Raw genomic sequence first — 17,188 nt, 5'->3', positions numbered from 1 at the left:
CATTCGATCAGTGACCGTGTTCACTTCCCGTACGAAGCTCCGTGGCCGCAACGCTTCGAAGGAACAAAACTCATCGCCGCTGTTGTCGCAATCCTGGTAGCAGCAGTATTCATCTACTTCGCAGTGGAAGGTGTTCGGAGAAACGAACCCGACACCGCGATCGGATTCTCGGGCTTCGCCCTCCTGCTTTCGACCATCGCTGCAATCGCGCTCGGACAAGGCGGACTCCGCCACCTCACTGTTCCCAACCGCGTATCGGAATGTGTCAAGGCGTTTGAGTCCAACGGGAGTTAGGCCGCGGCCTGATCGGCGCCGGGTTGGTCAGGTTCGGCTGCGGGTTTGTTGATCCATGCATCGGCGGGCAGATTCAGGATCTTCGGGATATCCGTCGTCCCGAAACGTTCGGGATGCTGCGCGCGGGCTCGAGCGAGCACCGCGGCGCGTTCGGTGGCCTTCTGTCCGGCGAGACCGAAATGCACGTCCGCCGGCGTGTGCAGGCCGATGCCGGTATGACGATGTTCGTGGTTGTACCACGTGGTGAACGAGGCTACGAGATTCCGCGCATGGTGGATCGAGGCGAAGCGCTCGGGCCACATCGGCCCGTACTTGAGGGTCTTGAACAGCGCTTCCGAGTACGGGTTGTCGTTCGATACTCGCGGTCGTGAATGTGAGCGGGTGACTTCGAGGTTGGCGAGCAGCGTCGCGACGGTCTTGCTGGTCATCGATGTTCCCCGATCGGCGTGCACCACGCTCGGGATCCCGTGCACAGCAAAGATTTCGGTCATCATCTCCGCAGCGAGTAGTCCGGACTCGTGCGTCTGCACGTGCGCTCCGACGATGTAGCGGGAGAAGATGTCGATCATTACGTATGCGTCGAAATAGGTGCCCTTGATCGGACCGGGCAGCTTGGTGATGTCCCACGAATACACCTGACGGGGTGCGGTCGCCACCAGTTCCGGGCAGGCCCGGGAGGGATGACGAGCGTGCCGGCGCCGCTCTTTGACCTGCGCGTTCTCCCGCAGGATCCGATACATCGTCGACACCGAGCACAGATAGATCCCCTCGTCGAGGAGTTGGGCGTAGACCTCGAGTGGCGACTGGTCGACGAACCGGGCGCTACACAGCACATCGAGAACGGCCCGGCGTTCGGTGTCGGTGAGTTTGTTCTCTGGGATGCGTCCGGTAGTGGTGACGGCCGGATCCGTTGCCGTAGGACGAGCTTTGTTCCGCGCTGCGGTGCAGCGGGCGATTCCCGTCAGTGTGGTTGCATCCCTTGTGGTTATACCCGATTCAGTGAGTTCGTGATGGGCGCGCATCAGCGCTTCTTGCGCTGCTCGTCCACATTCGTGCTCTCGGAGAGTTGTTCCAAGAGCTCGTGTGCTTTTCCCATGATCCCCAGTGCGGTTTGGGTGGTGGCCAGTTTCTTGTTGGCTTGTTCGAGTTCGCGGGTGAGTCGGGCGATCTCGGCTTGTTCGGCGGTGAGTTTGCCGATTCTGGTGCCGGGTTTGGTGCCGTCGAGGACACCGGCGTCGCGTTGTTTGCGCCATTCGCTGATCAGCGAGGAGTACAGGCCTTCGCTGCGCAGGTACGCGCCGCCTCCGTTGCTTTGACAGGCCTGCTCGTAAGCGGCGAGGTGGGCGAGCTTGTCGGCGGCGCTGAAGGTGCGTCGTTGCGGGCCGTCGGCGCGGGGATGCGAGGGGTCCATTCGGTCATTGTCCTCGACCGGAACCATGCTGGAAATCGTCATCGTGGGGTTGATCCGTATCTCGCCCTGCAGGCGGGGTTGCTGTGAACCGCTGGACTCAACTCAGCCTGACACGCAGGGTATCCCGGGATCAGAACAGAGACCACGGAATGGGCATCCTTGTCCCGCACAAGCGAGATCTACTGTTGACTCTTCTACTGAGCAGCATCCCGATTGCCGCACTTCCCGCCCTGCTGCCGCACAATCAGGATCAGAGCGAACTCAGCTTGCTCGACGAGGTGTTCCTACGCATCGGTGGGCCAGTGGGTGCGACCGTTCTCGGAACACTCTCACTCGCCATTTTCATCCTCTCTCTGGTCATCCGAACGCCGACTTCCCTCGGGATCTACCCCAACGGGCTTCATCTCGTGGTGTGTCGCCACATACCCTTCTTCACAAGTACAACCGAGAAGGTCATCGAGTGGGATCACATCGAATCGATCACCCCAACCCTCTATTCCGGGCCGAACAGCAATTCCCCCACACGCCACCCTGTGATCAGAATCGACGGTGTGGTCGTTGATCCCCGAACCGGAGACAAAGTGAGCGGCCTCGAAGTTCCCGTCTATCGCCTGACCGGGGAACCGAATACCATCTACAGATTACTCCGCTTCTTCCACGAGAACCCCGACGAGCGAAGCATTCTGAGCGATTGTGGTTCGATTGAATTCCTGCGGTCACCCCCGCTACGCGAACGTCTCCTCGCCGCACGCACTCAGAGGGGAAAGGCGTGAACCCTCAGAACCCGATCCCAGAAACCCTCCGCACATACCTCGAAAGTCACGAAGTCGAGCTCATCGCCTGCACTCCCGAGGAACCGGGACACCCACACGTCACGATCCCAACTCCGGCCGGGTGGACCCCCGTACCCAACGAAGTGTTCCCCCACGCATACGCGGTCCTCGTCGCGCCCGAACACACAGAAAACGAGTGGACTCCCAACGCGGTGCTGCTCCACGGCCGCCTCTCACGCTGGTGTCCCACCGACGAACTCCTCCATGCCGCCGCATCCGAATGCCGGTCACTTCCGGAGTGGACCGAAATTCACTCCGACACCAGCGACTTCGACACCCACCGCTCGGTTGCCACACGAGGCATCTACCACGTCGGTGATGCCTGGTTCGACGCAACAACTCGATTCCTCGTCGTCGATGTCGAATACGACCGGTACCTCACCCAACTGACCGTTACCACACGGGCTGAGCCCGACGTGACACTCACCTCCGACGCATCGACGATTCACCGCGGATTGATGGTTGTAGATACGCACACCGAAATGGATCGATAGATGGACAACCAAGAAATGGTGCACGCGGAGGCCCTGGCGATACCCAACTGGCCTCAGAGATTCCGCCCCTTCAGGCTTGCCGCGGGCTTGGCATCCGCGTGCGGCTTCGTCTTCATCGCCGTCCACTTTCCCGAAATACTCTCGGACGACGACATCGGAATCTGGTGGTTGGGCATCTTCACCGCCATTGCCTTTGCGTTTCTGACATACTCGCTCATCGAGGCCTCCGGATTCTTCTCGATAGGACTGAGCCGCCGGATTACACCGCACGCGGACATCGAACACGGCCCCTGCATCGAAATACCCACGGGGAGAAAGACACCCTTTCTGGCCACCCTGATTGCAGCCTTGGCGGCACCGGCCGGCGCTGTCATGATCTACGCCTGGGCAACACACGCAGACGCAGTATTGATCCCACGCGACGAAGTGGCCGAGCACGTTCCGTTCATCGCCTCGACCGCCGTCTCGACGCTGGTGATCGCACTGCTCCCGCTGCGGATCCGCAGCACCACGGTGCTGAGATTGCACGAGGACGGCATCAGACGTCGCGCGACGATCCGCAGACTCCGTGTTCGCACTTACGACACATTCGTAAAGTGGGACGACATCGAGGATGTTGTGCCCGACGTGTACACAGTCCACGCAAGGGGTGCAACCATCCACTACCCGATGATCCGACTGCGCGTGCCCGGTCCGGTACCCACCGCGAGACTCGTGCCGTTCGACGAGGAGGACGAGATTGCTCTCACTGCGTACGCGCTGGTGAGCGAACCCAACGCGCTCTTCGAATTGATCCGGCGCCTGCACATCCGGCCGGAAGATCGGCACCTCGTCGCCCGACCCGACTCCGTCGACCTTCTGCGGCCGGCGCCGCTGTTCGATCGGTTCCGAGCGGCGCGTGGAGTCGAGACGCGGTGGTGAATCGGGTCTCGCCCGGATCCGCCGACCCGCACACAAATCGTAGGTTCGGGGGCTACGATCGAACTCATTGGTCGACACGCATCTGTTGTCGGCGCGGTGAAGCACGTATCCGCAAATGATGTGTGCCGCAACGTAGGTGCGTGCCGGGCCTCCTGCGGAAACCGATGTTCAGGTCAACCCCGTGGAGTGACAATGACAGACAACTGGCTTTCTCGCGATCCGTTCGACGACATCTTCGACCGATTCTTCAGCTCCGGCGGACTCCGCCAACCGCAGGTACAACGGGTGGACCTGAGCCGGTTGCTCAACGACGATGCCAAGCAGCTCGTCGCCGAGGCCAGGAAGGCAGCCACGGCATGGGGTAGCGCGGAGCTGACCCCCGAACATCTCCTGTATGCCGCCACGCTCAACGACCCGACCCGCGGTGTGATCAGTGGTCTGGGGCTGGATCCCGATGCGGTCGCAGAACAGATGCGCTCCGTCGCCGGTGGCGAAGGCAACGAGGGCGAGCAGGTGACGCTGAGTCCTGCGACCAAGCGTGCACTGCGGGTTGCCCAGCAGCAGGCGGGACAGTCGGGTATCAGCTACATCGGTCCCGAGCACATCCTCTACGGAATTGCGGCGAACAGCGAGAACCCGGCTGCTCATGCGCTGGCCGGCGCCAAACTCGATACCGGTGGTCGGCGCGACACATCGCAGAGCACTACCCCCACACTCGACGAGTACGGCCGAGACCTGACCGCTGAGGCGCGTGCGGGCAACGTCGACCCTGTGGTCGGGCGCGCCGACGAGATCGCGCAGACCGTCGAGATCCTGTCCCGTCGTCGCAAGAACAATCCGGTCCTGATCGGTGATCCCGGCGTGGGCAAGACCGCGATCGTCGAGGGTTTGGCGCAACGAATCGTCAATGGGGACGTGCCGTCGACATTGGCCGATCGGCGCGTCGTCGCGCTCGACGTAGGTTCGCTGGTCGCGGGGAGCAAGTATCGCGGCGAATTCGAGGAGCGGTTGACGAAGATCCTCGACGAGGTTCGCGAACACTCCGACGAGCTGATTCTCTTCATCGACGAGTTGCACACGATCGTCGGCGCGGGCAGTGGTGGCGAAGGTTCGATGGATGCAGGCAATCTCCTCAAGCCGGCCCTCGCGCGCGGAGAGTTGCACGCGGTCGGCGCGACCACGATCGACGAGTACCGCCGCTACATCGAGAAGGACGCGGCGCTCGAACGGCGGTTCCAGCCGGTGATGGTGTCCGAGCCGTCGGTGGACGACACCATCGAGATTCTGCGCGGACTGATCGATGTCTACGAGGAACACCATCAGGTGCACTACACCGACGAGTCACTGGTGGCTGCAGCCGAACTGTCCGACCGCTACATCACCGACCGTTTCATGCCCGACAAAGCGATCGATCTGGTCGATCAAGCCGGGGCTCGAGTGCGTCTACGCACCAAAACGCCCGATGCGGACACCCGTTCGCAAGAGGAAGAACTGGCGCGCCTCGAGCGGGAGAAGGACACTGCAGTCGCTGCCGAGGACTACGCCAAAGCCGGCGAGTTGAAGGACGAGATCGCCGCCCTCGAAGAGCGCGTCGGATCGAGCGGCTCGGCGTCGACACCGCAGGTCGAAGTCGTCGACATTGCCGAAGTGATCTCGCGACAGACCGGCATCCCGGTCTCCGAACTGACGGCAGAAGAACGCCAACGGCTCCTGGACCTCGAGGACGTGCTCCACGCTCGCGTGGTCGGGCAGGAACAAGCAGTCTCAGCAGTAGCCGAAGCGGTGCGAAGGGCGCGCTCAGGCCTGTCCGACCCGAACAGGCCGATCGGCTCGTTCCTGTTCCTCGGCCCCACCGGGGTCGGCAAGACCGAACTCGCGAAGGCACTTGCCGCGGCCGTGTTCGGTGATGAGGACCGGATGATTCGCTTCGATATGAGCGAATTCCAGGAGAAGCACACCGTCTCCCGCCTGGTCGGGGCTCCCCCGGGCTACGTCGGGTACGAGGAGGCAGGGCAGCTCACGGACAAGGTTCGCCGCCAGCCGTACTCGGTGGTTCTGTTCGACGAGATCGAGAAGGCGCACACCGATGTGTTCAACGTGCTTCTCCAGCTCCTCGACGACGGCCATGTCACCGATGCTCAAGGCCGCACAGTGGATTTCAAGAACACCATTGTCATTCTCACCAGCAATATCGGGTCCGACCTCATCCTGGCCGACACCAGCGGCGACATCGAGACCCTGACCTCGAAGCTGATGGAGCGACTGCACTCCCATTTCCGGCCCGAGTTCCTCAACCGGATCGATGAGACGGTGGTGTTCCACCGGCTCGACAAGGCGCAGCTGCGCGAGATAGTCGACCTGATCCTCAACGGAACCCGGCGACGGTTGCGAGCCCAGGACGTCGAACTGGACATCACTGAGAGCGCGGTCGACTGGCTGGTGGACACCGGGTTCGCACCGGAGTTCGGTGCTCGACCATTGCGGCGGACCATCCAGAAGCAACTCGACAACAGGCTGTCGAACCTGCTGCTTGCGGGAACGCTCGGCGCGGGAGACACGGTGCGAGTCGACACCGGTCCTGATGGTCTGGTCCTCGAGGCGGTCACCGGTGGAGACGAGCAGCAAGATCCCGAGGGCGACTCGTCGGCGGCGGATTGATCAGCTGGCGGCGTCCCTGTGCACCCGGTCGTGCAGCGCCTCCATCTTCACGTCGAGGTCACGGGCGGTTTCAGCAGCAACGCGGAGCTCCTCACGCAGTGCATCCGGCACCGCGCGGTCGTGCTTGTAGTAGATCTTGTGCTCGAGACTTGCCCAGAAGTCCATCGCGACCGTGCGGATCTGAAGTTCGACGTAGACCGACTCCATGCGGTCGGACATGAACACGGGGATCTCGACGATCACGTGGACACTGCGATAGCCGTTCGGTTTGGGCTGGGCGATGTAGTCCTCGATCTCGACCACGCTGACGTCGCCCTGTCGCGTGATCATGTCCATGATGCGGTAGACGTCCGACGTGAAGCTGCACGTGATGCGAATGCCGGCGATGTCGCGGACGTGCTCACGCACGCCTTCGAGCGTCTGGGGTGCACCCTTGCGACGCGCCTTCGCAATGATCGACTCGGGCGACTTGAGTCGCGACTTCACGTGCTCGATCGGGTTGTAGTCGCGGGCGTAGGTGAACTCGTCGCGCAAGATGTTGATCTTGGTCATCATCTCGTCGATGCCGAACTTGTAGACCATGAGAAACCGAGTGAGCTCACTCTTCAGATCCTGCCGCGATACCAGACGAGCGGAGACATCCTCCGGCTCGTCGGGTAGGGGCACGCCCTGTTCAGGACCGTCCACCGTCGTTGTCACTCGGTTCCTCCTCGATGTGTTCCACTGTCGAGTCTGCCAGCTCATCACGGCGGGGCTCGGTTCTCGTGCGCAGTATCTGCCGCAACGTGCGCGGATACACGCCTGCTTCGCGCCTCGCCTTCTTGCGGGTGATCAGCACACCTGCGAGTGCAATCACCCAGATCGGGTATTGAGCGAGCCACGCGACCCGGAACGAATCGAAGCTGTATCCGCCGAACGCATCGAGCAGTACACCCATCGTCTGGACGACCAGCAGCGTCGCGAGGAAGCCTCCGATGTTGACGATGCCCTGCGCGGTCCCGAGCGCAGTCGACGGGTTGAACGTGCGTGCGTAGTCGAATCCGACCATCGACCCCGGGCCGCCGACAGAGATGACGATGATGAGCAGCACCAACAGCCAGATCGGCGCGGGCCCTGGCAAGGCGAGCACGATCGTCCACGCGGTCGCGCACGCAATGATGATCGACAGCACGAGCCAGGATCGGTGGTTCGGGAAGCGGCCGGTGAGGATGCCGAGAATCGGGCCGGCCGCGATCGCGGTGGCAACCGAGACCGTGAGCATCGAGCCGGCTGCCGCGGCCGACAGGCCCTGCGCGGATTCGAGGTACGGCACACCCCACATCAGGGCAAACGTGGTCACCGAGAACTGGGTGCCCATGTGAGTGAAGAACCCCAGCCGTGTCCCCGGTCGACGCCACACAGCACCGATCTGACCGAGCACGTTGCGCAGTCCCGCGGCCGGAACCTCCGGGTGTTCCCCGGTCGGAGCGTTCCGTACGACCGCGACCACGAGGACACAGGCGAGGACCCCCAACGCCGCGGCGCTGGCGTAGGCAGCGGTCCACCCCTGGCCGGACAGGATGAGCACGAACGGAACAGCCGACAGTACCTGTCCGAGTTGTCCGAGGATGCCCGTCAACTGCGACACCACCGGAACCCGGCGCGGTGCGAACCACACCGGGACCAGCCTCAGTACCGAGATGAACGTGAGAGCGTCACCGACTCCGACGAACACACGACCGGCGTACGCGATGGGCAACGAGTCGGTGACAGCGAGCACGAACTGGGCCACCGCCATGATGGCGGCACCCAACGCGATGATCTTGCGCGACCCGAATCGGTCCAGCAGAACTCCGGCGGGAATCTGCATGCCCGCGTAGACGATGAGCTGCAACACCACGAACCCGGACAACACGGACGGGGAGATGTCGAAGCGCTCGGTCGCGGCCAGGCCCGAAACGCCGAATGTCGTGCGGTGCAGGACCGCGACCAGGTAGGCGAAGACCCCGACACCCCAGACCAGCCATGACCTCATGGGATATACACGATACGCGGGAGTTCGTTAGCTCGGTTAACTACTCTCGTCCGAGCGACACCCACGTCGGATCGGAAGCCCGCTCGCCGACCACCTCACCGGCAAGTGCGTCGAGGCGCCCGAGTTGCTCCTCCGACAGCACCACGCCCACAGCGCCTGCGTTCTCTGTGACGCGCGCAGCAAAACGGGTACCGGGAATCGAGACCGACGGCAGACCGAAAGCACGAGCCTTCGCGTCGAGCCACGCCAGCGCAACCTGCGCGACGGTGGCGCCTGCTTCATCGGCGACGGCGCGCACCTTCGCACGCAACTCGAGATTCTTCGGAAGCGCGTCTGCGTCGAAACGCGGGAACCGATGACGAAGGTCGCCGTCTCCGATCTGCCTCGGATCGAACGCGTCGGTCAGCAAACCGCGGCTGACCGGTGAGAACGGAACGAAGCCGATCCCGAGCTCGGCGGCAGTCGGCACCACGTTGCGTTCCACATCGCGCGAGACGATGCTCCACTCCGACTGGATCGCGGCAATCGGGTGCACGGCGTGCGCGCGGCGGAGCTCGTCGCCGGTGGCCTCGGACAGACCGAGGTGACGTACCTTCCCCGCCCCGACCAGCTCGGCCATTGCGCCGACGGTCTCCTCGATCGGAACCTCCGGGTCGACACGGTGCAGGTAGTACAGATCCACTACATCCACACCGAGCCGCTGGAGCGATTCGTCGATTGCCTCATGCACATAGTCGGGACGCCCGTTGATCCCCCGATTTCCGGTTGCCGGGTTTCCGACGAGTCCGAACTTCGTGGCCAATTGCACCTCGGTGCGACGCGTACCCAGCAACTTCCCGACTACCTGCTCACTCAGCCCGTTGCCGTAGATATTGGCGGTGTCGATGAAGGTGACTCCGATGTCGACCGCATGATGAAGCGTCGCGAGTGCGTCTTCAGGATCGACCTTCCCGTACACGGGAGCGACGGACATCGCTCCGTAGCCCTGCGCACTGACGGTGAGCCCGGGGGCGAGTTCGACGGCGGGAACGGTCATCGGCGGATTCTCCTCAGGTCGGCGGCACTCGTGCCTTCGCGCACGGCACGCCGATCGATCCTTCCTCACATCGCCGCGCACCGCAGGATTCCGAATCACCATGATCGCAACTACGCCGCGCCTACGCTGGTCCCATGGCGATCGACTGGCTCGACCTTCAACTCACTGCCCGACGAGAATTCGACACACGCCTCGCCCACATCACGGACTGGGAGGCGCCCACGCCCGACACGGAGTGGAATGTCGCCGACCTGGTGCGACACATGGTCGACGAACAGCGTTGGGTCGCGCCCATCCTGGAAGGGCACACCGTCGCAGACGCAGAAGCCACGCTCGAACCCATCCGCGACGACCTCGCCGCAGAATGGCACCGCTACGCGGAAGAGGCCACCGCAGCGTGGGCTGCCACCCCGCTCGACAAACCCGTGCACCTCTCGTACGGCACCGTGTCGTGTCTCGACTATCTCAAACAACAGGTCAGCGACATCGCTGTACACACCTGGGATCTGGCACGTGCGGTCGGTGACGGCGACCGCCTGAACCCCGGATTGGTGGACGCTGTGTGGACCGACCTGCAATCTCAGCGCGACGTACTCGCATCGAGCGGATTGTTCGGGCCACCCGTGCAGATTCCCGACGACGCCCCCGTACAGGACCGGCTGATCGCCCTCACCGGTCGCGACCCCCGAACCGGAGGAGCGTCATGAACGACCGACCCGCCGACATAGACATCGACATAGACATCAAGCCCCGTAGCCGCGACGTCACCGACGGCATGGAGAAGACCGCGTCACGCGGAATGCTGCGTGCTGTCGGGATGGGCGACGACGACTGGGCCAAACCCCAGATCGGGGTTGCGTCGTCGTGGAACGAGATCACACCGTGCAACCTGTCGCTGGACCGTCTCGCACAATCCGTGAAGGACGGTGTGCACGCGGCAGGTGGATACCCGCTCGAATTCGGCACCATCTCCGTCTCCGACGGTATCTCGATGGGCCACGAGGGTATGCACTTCTCCCTCGTCTCCCGCGAGGTCATCGCCGACAGCGTGGAGACGGTCATGCAGGCCGAGCGACTCGACGGTTCGGTGTTGCTCGCCGGGTGCGACAAGTCGCTGCCCGGAATGCTCATGGCCGCTGCGCGACTCGACCTCGCGTCGGTGTTCCTGTATGCGGGATCGATCCTGCCCGGCATCGCGAAACTGTCCGACGGCACAGAACGCGATGTGACGATCATCGACGCGTTCGAAGCGGTCGGTGCGTGCGCGCGCGGACTGATGTCCGAAGAGGATCTCGGTGCAATCGAGCGCGCGATCTGCCCCGGCGAGGGCGCGTGCGGCGGCATGTACACCGCCAACACCATGGCCAGCGCCGCGGAAGCGCTCGGTATGTCGCTGCCCGGTAGCGCGTCGCCACCGGCCACCGACCGTCGTCGCGACGGATTCGCACGCCGCAGCGGACAGGCCGTCGTCGAGATGCTGCGCCGCGGCATCACCGCATCCGACATCCTCAGCAAGGAAGCGTTCGAGAACGCGATCGCGGTGGTGATGGCTTTCGGCGGATCCACCAATGCGGTGCTGCATCTGCTGGCGATCGCTCACGAAGCCGACGTCGATCTCACACTCGACGATTTCGTGCGGGTCGGCGCGCGTGTCCCCCACCTCGCCGACGTCAAACCCTTCGGTCGGCACGTCATGAAGGACGTCGACCACATCGGTGGCGTTCCGGTCATCATGAAAGCTCTACTCGACGCCGGTCTTCTGCACGGCGACTGCCTCACGGTCACCGGCGCGACCGTCGCGGAGAATCTTGCGGGGATCGCCCCGCCCGATCCCGATGGGAAGGTGCTGCGTGCGCTGAGCGATCCCATCCATCCCACCGGTGGCATCACGATCCTGCGCGGATCCCTCGCGCCGGGAGGCGCAGTGGTGAAGTCCGCGGGTTTCGACGAGTCCGTTTTCGAAGGCACCGCGAGGGTCTTCGAACGCGAGCGAGCGGCGATGGACGCCCTCGAGGACGGCACCATCACCGCAGGCGACGTGGTCGTCATTCGATACGAAGGTCCCAAGGGTGGCCCGGGGATGCGCGAGATGCTCGCGATCACCGGCGCCATCAAGGGCGCCGGTCTCGGCAAGGATGTCCTGCTGCTCACCGACGGCCGATTCTCGGGCGGCACCACGGGCCTTTGCGTCGGACATGTCGCGCCGGAGGCCGTCGACGGCGGCCCCATCGCGTTCGTGCGCGACGGCGACCGGATCAAGCTGGATGTGGCGAACGGCCTGCTCGATGTCCTCGTCGAGGACGCTGAAATGGCGGAGCGGCGGCAGGACTGGAAGCCACTGCCGCCGCGCTACACCAAGGGGGTGCTGGCGAAGTACACGAAACTCGTCGGGTCCGCGTCACAGGGCGCTGTGTGCGGATGACCTCCGGTCAGATCGGCCGGAACCCTGCTCCTACGCTGCCGCGCGCATCGATGTCGGCCATGATCACATCGATGTTCGTGCCGACCTCGGGACCGACGCACGGTGCCAGCAGGTAGGCGTTGACCATCGCGACCAGGGTGGTACCGACGACAAGCGGCGCACCCGAATCGCCCTCGATGACACAGACCTGGGTCCATGTTTCCTGCGCACCGAAGATGTCGCCCCACACAATGCCGCACGTGTTGCCGGTGGTGCGGCCTTCCTTGCAGGCGATGTTCGGGAATCCGGCGGGGGTTCCGAGTCCGGTGATGGTCACGTTGCCGATGCGGTTGACCGGGGTGACCCTGTCGCCGTAGAACTCGATGACCGCGTAATCGAGGGTCTCGTTGGTCGAGACGATGTGGCCCAGTGTTCCGGCGCCCATGTTGTGCTCGGACTTGACCGTCATGCCTGGGTCGCCGCAGTGCGCGGCTGTGAGTCCGACGAGCCGACCGGCAGCGTCGTGCCCGATCGTGGTGAGCGTGCAGTCGTACATGCTCTCGTCGCCGTGGCCGAGCGTGATGCCCGATCCGCCGCCGAGGACCGCGGAAGGGGCTGCCGTGGCAACCGCCGCACCGCTGCCGACCAGGGCAATCGCGGTTGCGAATACCACAGCAAGTTTTCTGAACATCATGCCCCTCCAACGCGGTCTGCCCCGACCGCTTCCGCGGTCAGCGTACTAGAGCGCCGTCACAGTACTAGAGGATTACGGACTATGCGGGGTTGGAACCGAGGCTTTCGAGCGCTTTCCGCGCCTCTTCGAGTTCGCGGCTCAACTGCGCGACGCGTTCCTCCACGGTTCGGCGTGCCTCGTCGATCACCGAGTGCACGGCCTCGATCGCAGTCTCGTCGCCGAGTTCCTTGACGGCGCGTTCGACGGCGTCGGGCGCGACCACGGCGGGCTTCCCGATCTTCCGCGTGCCCTGCGCGACAGCGACCGTCCAGTCGTTCTCGGGGTCGATCGTGACGGTGATGCTGAGTGCGGCGGGCTTCTTGGCGCTGCGTTTGGCGGGGGCCTTGGGCTTCGCGGGCTCTGCGGCCGCCGCGGACGGCGGATTCGCGGAAGGGGAGCTCACTGTGGTCTTCTCCTTGACTGCGGGCCGGGGAGTGGGCCGTGCGGGTTCTGTTTTCGCAACCGGAGTGGTTGCTGCGGGAGTTTGCGTCGTCGAGGACTTCGGGGCGGGGGCTCTCGTCGCAGCGGCCGGTTTCGCAGCGGCCGGTTTCGACGGCGTCTTCGTCGCTACGTCCCGGGTGAAACGCAGTTCGTCGGTTTCGAAGGGAAGCTCGTCGTTGACCCCCTTGGGACGGATCGTGACCGTGGTCCCGTCGATCGAGATGACACGTGCCGACGTACCCGGTTCGATCCCCAGGCTGGAAATCCCCTCGACGAGATATACCGTGGCGCGGCGCCCCTCCGCGAGGGCGGAGCTCAATTCCGTGAGTTGCTCCTCGGTCAGATGGTCCGCACGTCTACGGGGCGGCATGCCACGTCCTTTCTCAGCTCTACGGTGCGATCGACGGCGCCCACTGTCGCACACGTGTACGACACTCTGTCCGTCCGGACACACCCTGGCCGTCTGTCACCGGGGAGCCCGGCGTGTGCTCCCCGCCACGACAAGGAAGGATGACGTATGTGAACTCGCCGGAGCAACGACCGCAACCCGGCCCCGACATGCTCGCCGCCATTCAGCGAGAACTCGAACGCAGCCTGCTCGGGGGCGAACGCCGCTACACGGTCGACGAGGTCGCCACGATGGCGGGCATGTCTCCGGCGCGGGTTCGGCGACTCTGGCAGGCATTGGGATTCACCGTCGACCCCGAGCCCGACGCAGAGATGTTCACCGACGGCGACGTCGGTGCACTCCGCGATATCGCAGCTATCGTCGGTAGCGGCGTGATCGACGAGAATCTCGAGCTCTCGGCGGCCCGATCTCTCGGCCAATCGATCTCACGACTCGCCGAGTGGGAACTGACCCTGTTCAACACTCACCTCTTCGACAATCTCGTCGAAGAGCATTCCGACGTGTCTGCGCAGGAGATGCCCGATCTCATCGATGCTCTCGTACAGCAGTTGTCGATGCGGGCCGAGACCTTGCAGAGCCACATCTGGCGGCGTCACATCGTCAGCACTACGGAACGTTCCGTCTGGCGCGCCGAGGGAGATGCACCCCTGCGCGAGGTCGTGGTCGGGTTCGCCGACATGGTCGGCTACACCCAGCTCACCCGTCGAATCGACGCGGGCGAACTCAACGAATTGCTCGAGTACTTCGAATCCGAGGTCACCGCGGCCATTGCCGGTCACCACGGGTGGATCATCAAGACCGTGGGCGACGAGGTGATGTTCGCGGCCGAGGATCCGGCCGACGGCGCACGTATTGCGCTCGAGCTGCAGGAGACCTTCGGCGCGAGCAAGGACACCCCGGAACTCCGGGTGGGCATGGCGTGGGGGCCGGTGCTGGCACGCTTCGGCGACCTGTTCGGCTCCGTCGTCAACAATGCCGCCCGTCTCACCGGCGCGGCACGGCCCGGCTCGATCCTGTTGGACGAGAAGCTCGCCGCCGAACTCGATCCGGACGAATTCCGGATCCAGCCGCTGCGCAGGCTCAGGGTCAAAGACTTCCGCCGATCGCGGCCGTTCGTCCTGCGAGCACCGGATCGACGGCGCTGGACGCGCTGACCAGCGCTCCCGCGTTACTTCCGTGTTGCTGCACGACGAGCAGCAAGGAAGTCGTCGACGATCTGTTCGCATGCCGTGCGATCGATGGGCGGCAGAGTGACGAGGTGGTTGAAAACAATCGGCCCGACCAGCTGGATGAGTGCGAGGTCGTAGTCGAACTCGCCGAGTTCCTCGCGTGTGGATTCCGCCCCGAGTACGCGGTCGAACGACGAACGGTAGCGTTCGACGAGTTGCTCGCGCAGCGACTGTAGTTCGGGGCGTTCCTGTGCTTCCGGGTCGGCCGGCCGGCTGGCGTGGACGAGCTCCGGCCCCATTCCGAGCCAGCACATCGCGGCAAGGGGAATCGGCACGTCCTCGACGATCCGCGCCTGGCCGATGAGTAGTTCGACGAGTTGTTCGCGCAGGCCGACGTTCTCCGGCACGGGCGGCGCAGGCGGGATCAACCGCGCGAAGGCCGCGGCAACGAGTTCTGTGCCGTTTGCGAAATGCCGGTACAGCGTGGCCCGGCCCACCCCGGCGCGAGTGGTCACCGCATCGATCGTGACGGCGTCGGCGCCGCCCGTAGCGAGCAGCTCGGTGGCCGCGTCGAGCAGCCGTGCCCGAGACCGCACCTTGCGGGGATCGGGTTCTCTGGATGTACCGACATCTTCGCGCGCGTTCACACCCACAGTTTCTCTCGTCTCGGTCAGGGCCTAGTTATGGAACTATCGGTTCCGCTACGATACCGGCAGTCTCGTTTATCGTTCGCCCAAATCATTGCAGTCAAGGCAAACCACCGTCACGTTCGGAAGGCAACCGTGCCCGAAGCATCAGCACCTCCGAGGTCCGAGATCCCCACCGCCCGCATGACCCGGTCCCAACTGTGGCTGCTCGTCGTCGCGTGCGCTTCGGTGTCCGCGGTGATCGCAGCGATGGCGGCGCTCAACACTGCGTTGCCCGATATCGCGGTAGACACCGGGGCGACGCAGAGTGAGCTGACCTGGATCGTCGACGGCTACACACTCGCGCTCGCCGCGCTGCTACTTCCGTGCGGCGCACTCGGCGACCGGTTCGGCCGGCGCGGAATCCTCGTCGTCGGCCTGGTCGTCTTCGGGCTCGGATCAGCGCTGCCCCTGCTCACCGATGGGCCTACGTGGGTGATCGTGTCCCGCGGTATCGCCGGCGTCGGGGCAGCTCTTGTCATGCCGGCCACACTGTCGCTGATCACGACGGGCTTCCCGCCGGATCGCCGCGCACGAGCGATCGGCATCTGGGCCGGGGTGGCAGCTTCTGGTGCAGTCGTCGGCATGATCGTCTCCGGGGTCATCCTCGAATACGCCTCCTGGAAGCTGATCTTCGGCGGATTCGCGATCGCGTCCGTCGCACTGGTCGCGATCGCACTGACGATTCCATCGTCGCGGGCAGAGAATCCGGGGCGCTTCGATTTCGGTGGCAGCATTCTGGCGATCGCGGCCATCGGACTGTTCGTCCTCGGGGTGATGGAAGGACCTCACCGAGGCTGGCTCGACCCGCTCACCCTGAGCGCCGTGACGATAGGCCTCGTGGCCGCCGCCGGCTTCGTGTTCGCCGAATTGCGTGCCGCCGAACCGCTGCTCGACATGCGCTTGTTCACGAACCGCGCATTCGGCGTCGGCGCCGCTTGCCTGAACCTGCAGTTCCTCGCGGGGTTCGGCATGTTCTTCCTGATCGTGCAGTATTTCCAGCTCATCCTCGGCTACTCACCTCTGATGGCTTCGGTCGCCCTGGCACCCATCTTCGCGGTCGTGATGGTCCTGTCCTTCACGGTGCCCGCCCTACTTCGCTGGATCAGCCTGCGCGTGCTGATCAGTCTCGGATTGGGCCTGATCGGGGTGTCGCTGATCCTCATCGGCTTCCTCGACGCAGAGTCGTCGTATCTCGATGCCGCGTTGACGATGCTGATCACCGGCATCGGGTTCGGACTCTGCACGGCACCCGCAACGCACGCAATCGTCACGAACACCCCGGAGGACCAGCAGGGTGTCGCATCGGCCGTGAACGACGCGACGCGCGAGATCGGCGCGGCGATCGGTGTCGCTGCAGCGGGCAGTGTTCTTGCAGCCGCGTACGGCAACCGGATCGCACCGACCGCCGAGATGATCCCGGAACCGGCGCGTGGGGCGGTGGAAGATTCGCTTGCCGCTGCCCTTCAGGTTGCAGAGCAGGCCGGTACCCAGGGCGAACAACTCGCCGCACTCGCCAGGGACGCCTTCCTCGAAGGCATGCAGCACGCCTCGTTCGCGCTGGCAGCAATTCTGCTGGTCGGTGCAGTCGGCGCGGCCTTCTGGGCACCTTCGCGCACCTGAACTTCGCTCCTCTTCCGAGCCCACAATGCCCATCGCCGGTTCGGCGGTGGGCATTGTGTCGTGGG

15 protein-coding genes are annotated in these 17,188 nt (G+C 64.3%); 8 read left to right on the top strand and 7 right to left on the bottom strand.

Annotated elements, in window-relative coordinates:
* Positions 1–290: 290 nt before the first annotated feature.
* Positions 291–1,705, bottom strand: a protein-coding gene (locus MWU77_RS14620) for an IS3 family transposase (protein ID WP_374229871.1) whose coding sequence is annotated in 2 segments (ribosomal slippage) — positions 291–1,358 and positions 1,361–1,705 — 1,413 coding nt in all. Because the reading frame shifts where the segments join, the coding sequence is not laid out codon by codon here.
* Positions 1,706–1,971: 266 nt separating this feature from the next.
* Between MWU77_RS14620 and MWU77_RS14615 the strand changes: the two genes are divergently transcribed.
* The 4 genes from MWU77_RS14615 (at position 1,972) to MWU77_RS14600 (ending at position 6,611) form a co-directional block, all read left to right on the top strand.
* The gene (locus MWU77_RS14615) at positions 1,972–2,478 is read left to right on the top strand and encodes a hypothetical protein (RefSeq protein ID WP_247274066.1); all 507 of its coding nucleotides are present in this window, start codon (positions 1,972–1,974) and stop codon (positions 2,476–2,478) included.
* On the top strand, positions 2,475–3,032 hold the full coding sequence (locus MWU77_RS14610; RefSeq protein WP_247274065.1) for an LpqN/LpqT family lipoprotein: 558 nt from the start codon (positions 2,475–2,477) through the stop codon (positions 3,030–3,032). The genes MWU77_RS14615 and MWU77_RS14610 overlap by 4 nt, the downstream gene beginning before the upstream one ends.
* A complete protein-coding gene (locus MWU77_RS14605) occupies positions 3,033–3,953 on the top strand; it encodes a hypothetical protein (protein ID WP_247274064.1) in 921 nt (306 codons plus the stop codon).
* A 192-nt stretch (positions 3,954–4,145) separates the two neighbouring features.
* Positions 4,146–6,611: an ATP-dependent Clp protease ATP-binding subunit gene (locus MWU77_RS14600; protein ID WP_247274063.1), complete on the top strand. Its 2,466-nt coding sequence runs from the start codon at positions 4,146–4,148 to the stop codon at positions 6,609–6,611.
* Here the strand turns inward: MWU77_RS14600 and MWU77_RS14595 are convergent, their stop codons facing one another.
* Genes MWU77_RS14595 through MWU77_RS14585 form a run of 3 tightly spaced genes read right to left on the bottom strand, consistent with a single transcriptional unit; the run spans position 6,612 to position 9,661 of the window.
* Positions 6,612–7,310 carry a GTP pyrophosphokinase family protein gene (locus tag MWU77_RS14595; RefSeq protein ID WP_308198800.1) on the bottom strand — a complete coding sequence of 233 codons (699 nt, stop codon included), beginning with the start codon at positions 7,308–7,310 and terminating at the stop codon, positions 6,612–6,614. It lies immediately after the preceding gene.
* Positions 7,285–8,625: a nitrate/nitrite transporter gene (locus tag MWU77_RS14590; RefSeq protein ID WP_247274062.1), complete on the bottom strand. Its 1,341-nt coding sequence runs from the start codon at positions 8,623–8,625 to the stop codon at positions 7,285–7,287. Before MWU77_RS14590 ends, MWU77_RS14595 begins: the two co-directional genes overlap by 26 nt.
* Positions 8,626–8,665: 40 nt before the next feature.
* Entirely contained in the window at positions 8,666–9,661 is a 996-nt protein-coding gene (locus MWU77_RS14585) for an aldo/keto reductase (protein WP_247274061.1), read from the bottom strand.
* Positions 9,662–9,795: 134 nt separating this feature from the next.
* On the opposite strand from MWU77_RS14585, the gene MWU77_RS14580 reads away from it, so the two are divergent.
* Together MWU77_RS14580 and ilvD are read left to right on the top strand one after the other, a co-directional pair.
* The gene (locus tag MWU77_RS14580; RefSeq protein WP_247274060.1) at positions 9,796–10,368 is read left to right on the top strand and encodes a TIGR03086 family metal-binding protein; all 573 of its coding nucleotides are present in this window, start codon (positions 9,796–9,798) and stop codon (positions 10,366–10,368) included.
* Positions 10,365–12,083, top strand: coding sequence for a dihydroxy-acid dehydratase (ilvD, locus tag MWU77_RS14575; RefSeq protein ID WP_169690849.1), 1,719 nt, complete (start codon positions 10,365–10,367; stop codon positions 12,081–12,083). Before MWU77_RS14580 ends, ilvD begins: the two co-directional genes overlap by 4 nt.
* A 7-nt stretch (positions 12,084–12,090) precedes the next feature.
* On the opposite strand, the gene MWU77_RS14570 is transcribed toward ilvD, so the two are convergent.
* Positions 12,091–12,756, bottom strand: a complete 666-nt coding sequence (locus tag MWU77_RS14570; protein WP_374229870.1) for a serine protease — start codon at positions 12,754–12,756, stop codon at positions 12,091–12,093.
* 79 nt (positions 12,757–12,835) lie between these two features.
* The gene (locus MWU77_RS14565) at positions 12,836–13,606 is read right to left on the bottom strand and encodes a DUF6319 family protein (protein WP_247274059.1); all 771 of its coding nucleotides are present in this window, start codon (positions 13,604–13,606) and stop codon (positions 12,836–12,838) included.
* Between the two features lie 140 nt (positions 13,607–13,746).
* Between MWU77_RS14565 and MWU77_RS14560 the strand changes: the two genes are divergently transcribed.
* The gene (locus MWU77_RS14560; RefSeq protein WP_169690847.1) at positions 13,747–14,799 is read left to right on the top strand and encodes an adenylate/guanylate cyclase domain-containing protein; all 1,053 of its coding nucleotides are present in this window, start codon (positions 13,747–13,749) and stop codon (positions 14,797–14,799) included.
* Positions 14,800–14,813: 14 nt separating this feature from the next.
* Here MWU77_RS14560 and MWU77_RS14555 read toward each other — a convergent pair whose 3' ends face one another.
* Positions 14,814–15,461, bottom strand: a complete 648-nt coding sequence (locus MWU77_RS14555) for a TetR/AcrR family transcriptional regulator (protein ID WP_169690846.1) — start codon at positions 15,459–15,461, stop codon at positions 14,814–14,816.
* Between the two features lie 183 nt (positions 15,462–15,644).
* Between MWU77_RS14555 and MWU77_RS14550 the strand changes: the two genes are divergently transcribed.
* The gene (locus tag MWU77_RS14550) at positions 15,645–17,123 is read left to right on the top strand and encodes an MFS transporter (RefSeq protein WP_169690865.1); all 1,479 of its coding nucleotides are present in this window, start codon (positions 15,645–15,647) and stop codon (positions 17,121–17,123) included.
* Positions 17,124–17,188: the final 65 nt, after the last annotated feature.

The sequence above is a fragment of the Rhodococcus sp. F64268 genome (genome assembly GCF_023015605.1).
Classification (GTDB): domain Bacteria; phylum Actinomycetota; class Actinomycetes; order Mycobacteriales; family Mycobacteriaceae; genus Rhodococcus.
The sequence above is the reverse complement of the archived record's forward strand: the minus strand, read 5'-3'. Positions and strand labels throughout refer to the sequence as shown.

Bases quoted from the DNA above. Each gene is read 5' to 3' on its own strand.
- MWU77_RS14585 (WP_247274061.1), bottom strand. From the start codon at position 9,661: ATGACCGTTCCCGCCGTCGAACTCGCCCCCGGGCTCACCGTCAGTGCG.
- ilvD (WP_169690849.1), top strand. From the start codon at position 10,365: ATGAACGACCGACCCGCCGACATAGACATCGACATAGACATCAAGCCC.
- MWU77_RS14600 (WP_247274063.1), top strand. From the start codon at position 4,146: ATGACAGACAACTGGCTTTCTCGCGATCCGTTCGACGACATCTTCGAC.
- MWU77_RS14560 (WP_169690847.1), top strand. From the start codon at position 13,747: ATGACGTATGTGAACTCGCCGGAGCAACGACCGCAACCCGGCCCCGAC.
- MWU77_RS14570 (WP_374229870.1), bottom strand. From the start codon at position 12,756: ATGATGTTCAGAAAACTTGCTGTGGTATTCGCAACCGCGATTGCCCTG.
- MWU77_RS14590 (WP_247274062.1), bottom strand. From the start codon at position 8,625: ATGAGGTCATGGCTGGTCTGGGGTGTCGGGGTCTTCGCCTACCTGGTC.
- MWU77_RS14605 (WP_247274064.1), top strand. From the start codon at position 3,033: ATGGACAACCAAGAAATGGTGCACGCGGAGGCCCTGGCGATACCCAAC.
- MWU77_RS14550 (WP_169690865.1), top strand. From the start codon at position 15,645: ATGACCCGGTCCCAACTGTGGCTGCTCGTCGTCGCGTGCGCTTCGGTG.
- MWU77_RS14565 (WP_247274059.1), bottom strand. From the start codon at position 13,606: ATGCCGCCCCGTAGACGTGCGGACCATCTGACCGAGGAGCAACTCACG.
- MWU77_RS14580 (WP_247274060.1), top strand. From the start codon at position 9,796: ATGGCGATCGACTGGCTCGACCTTCAACTCACTGCCCGACGAGAATTC.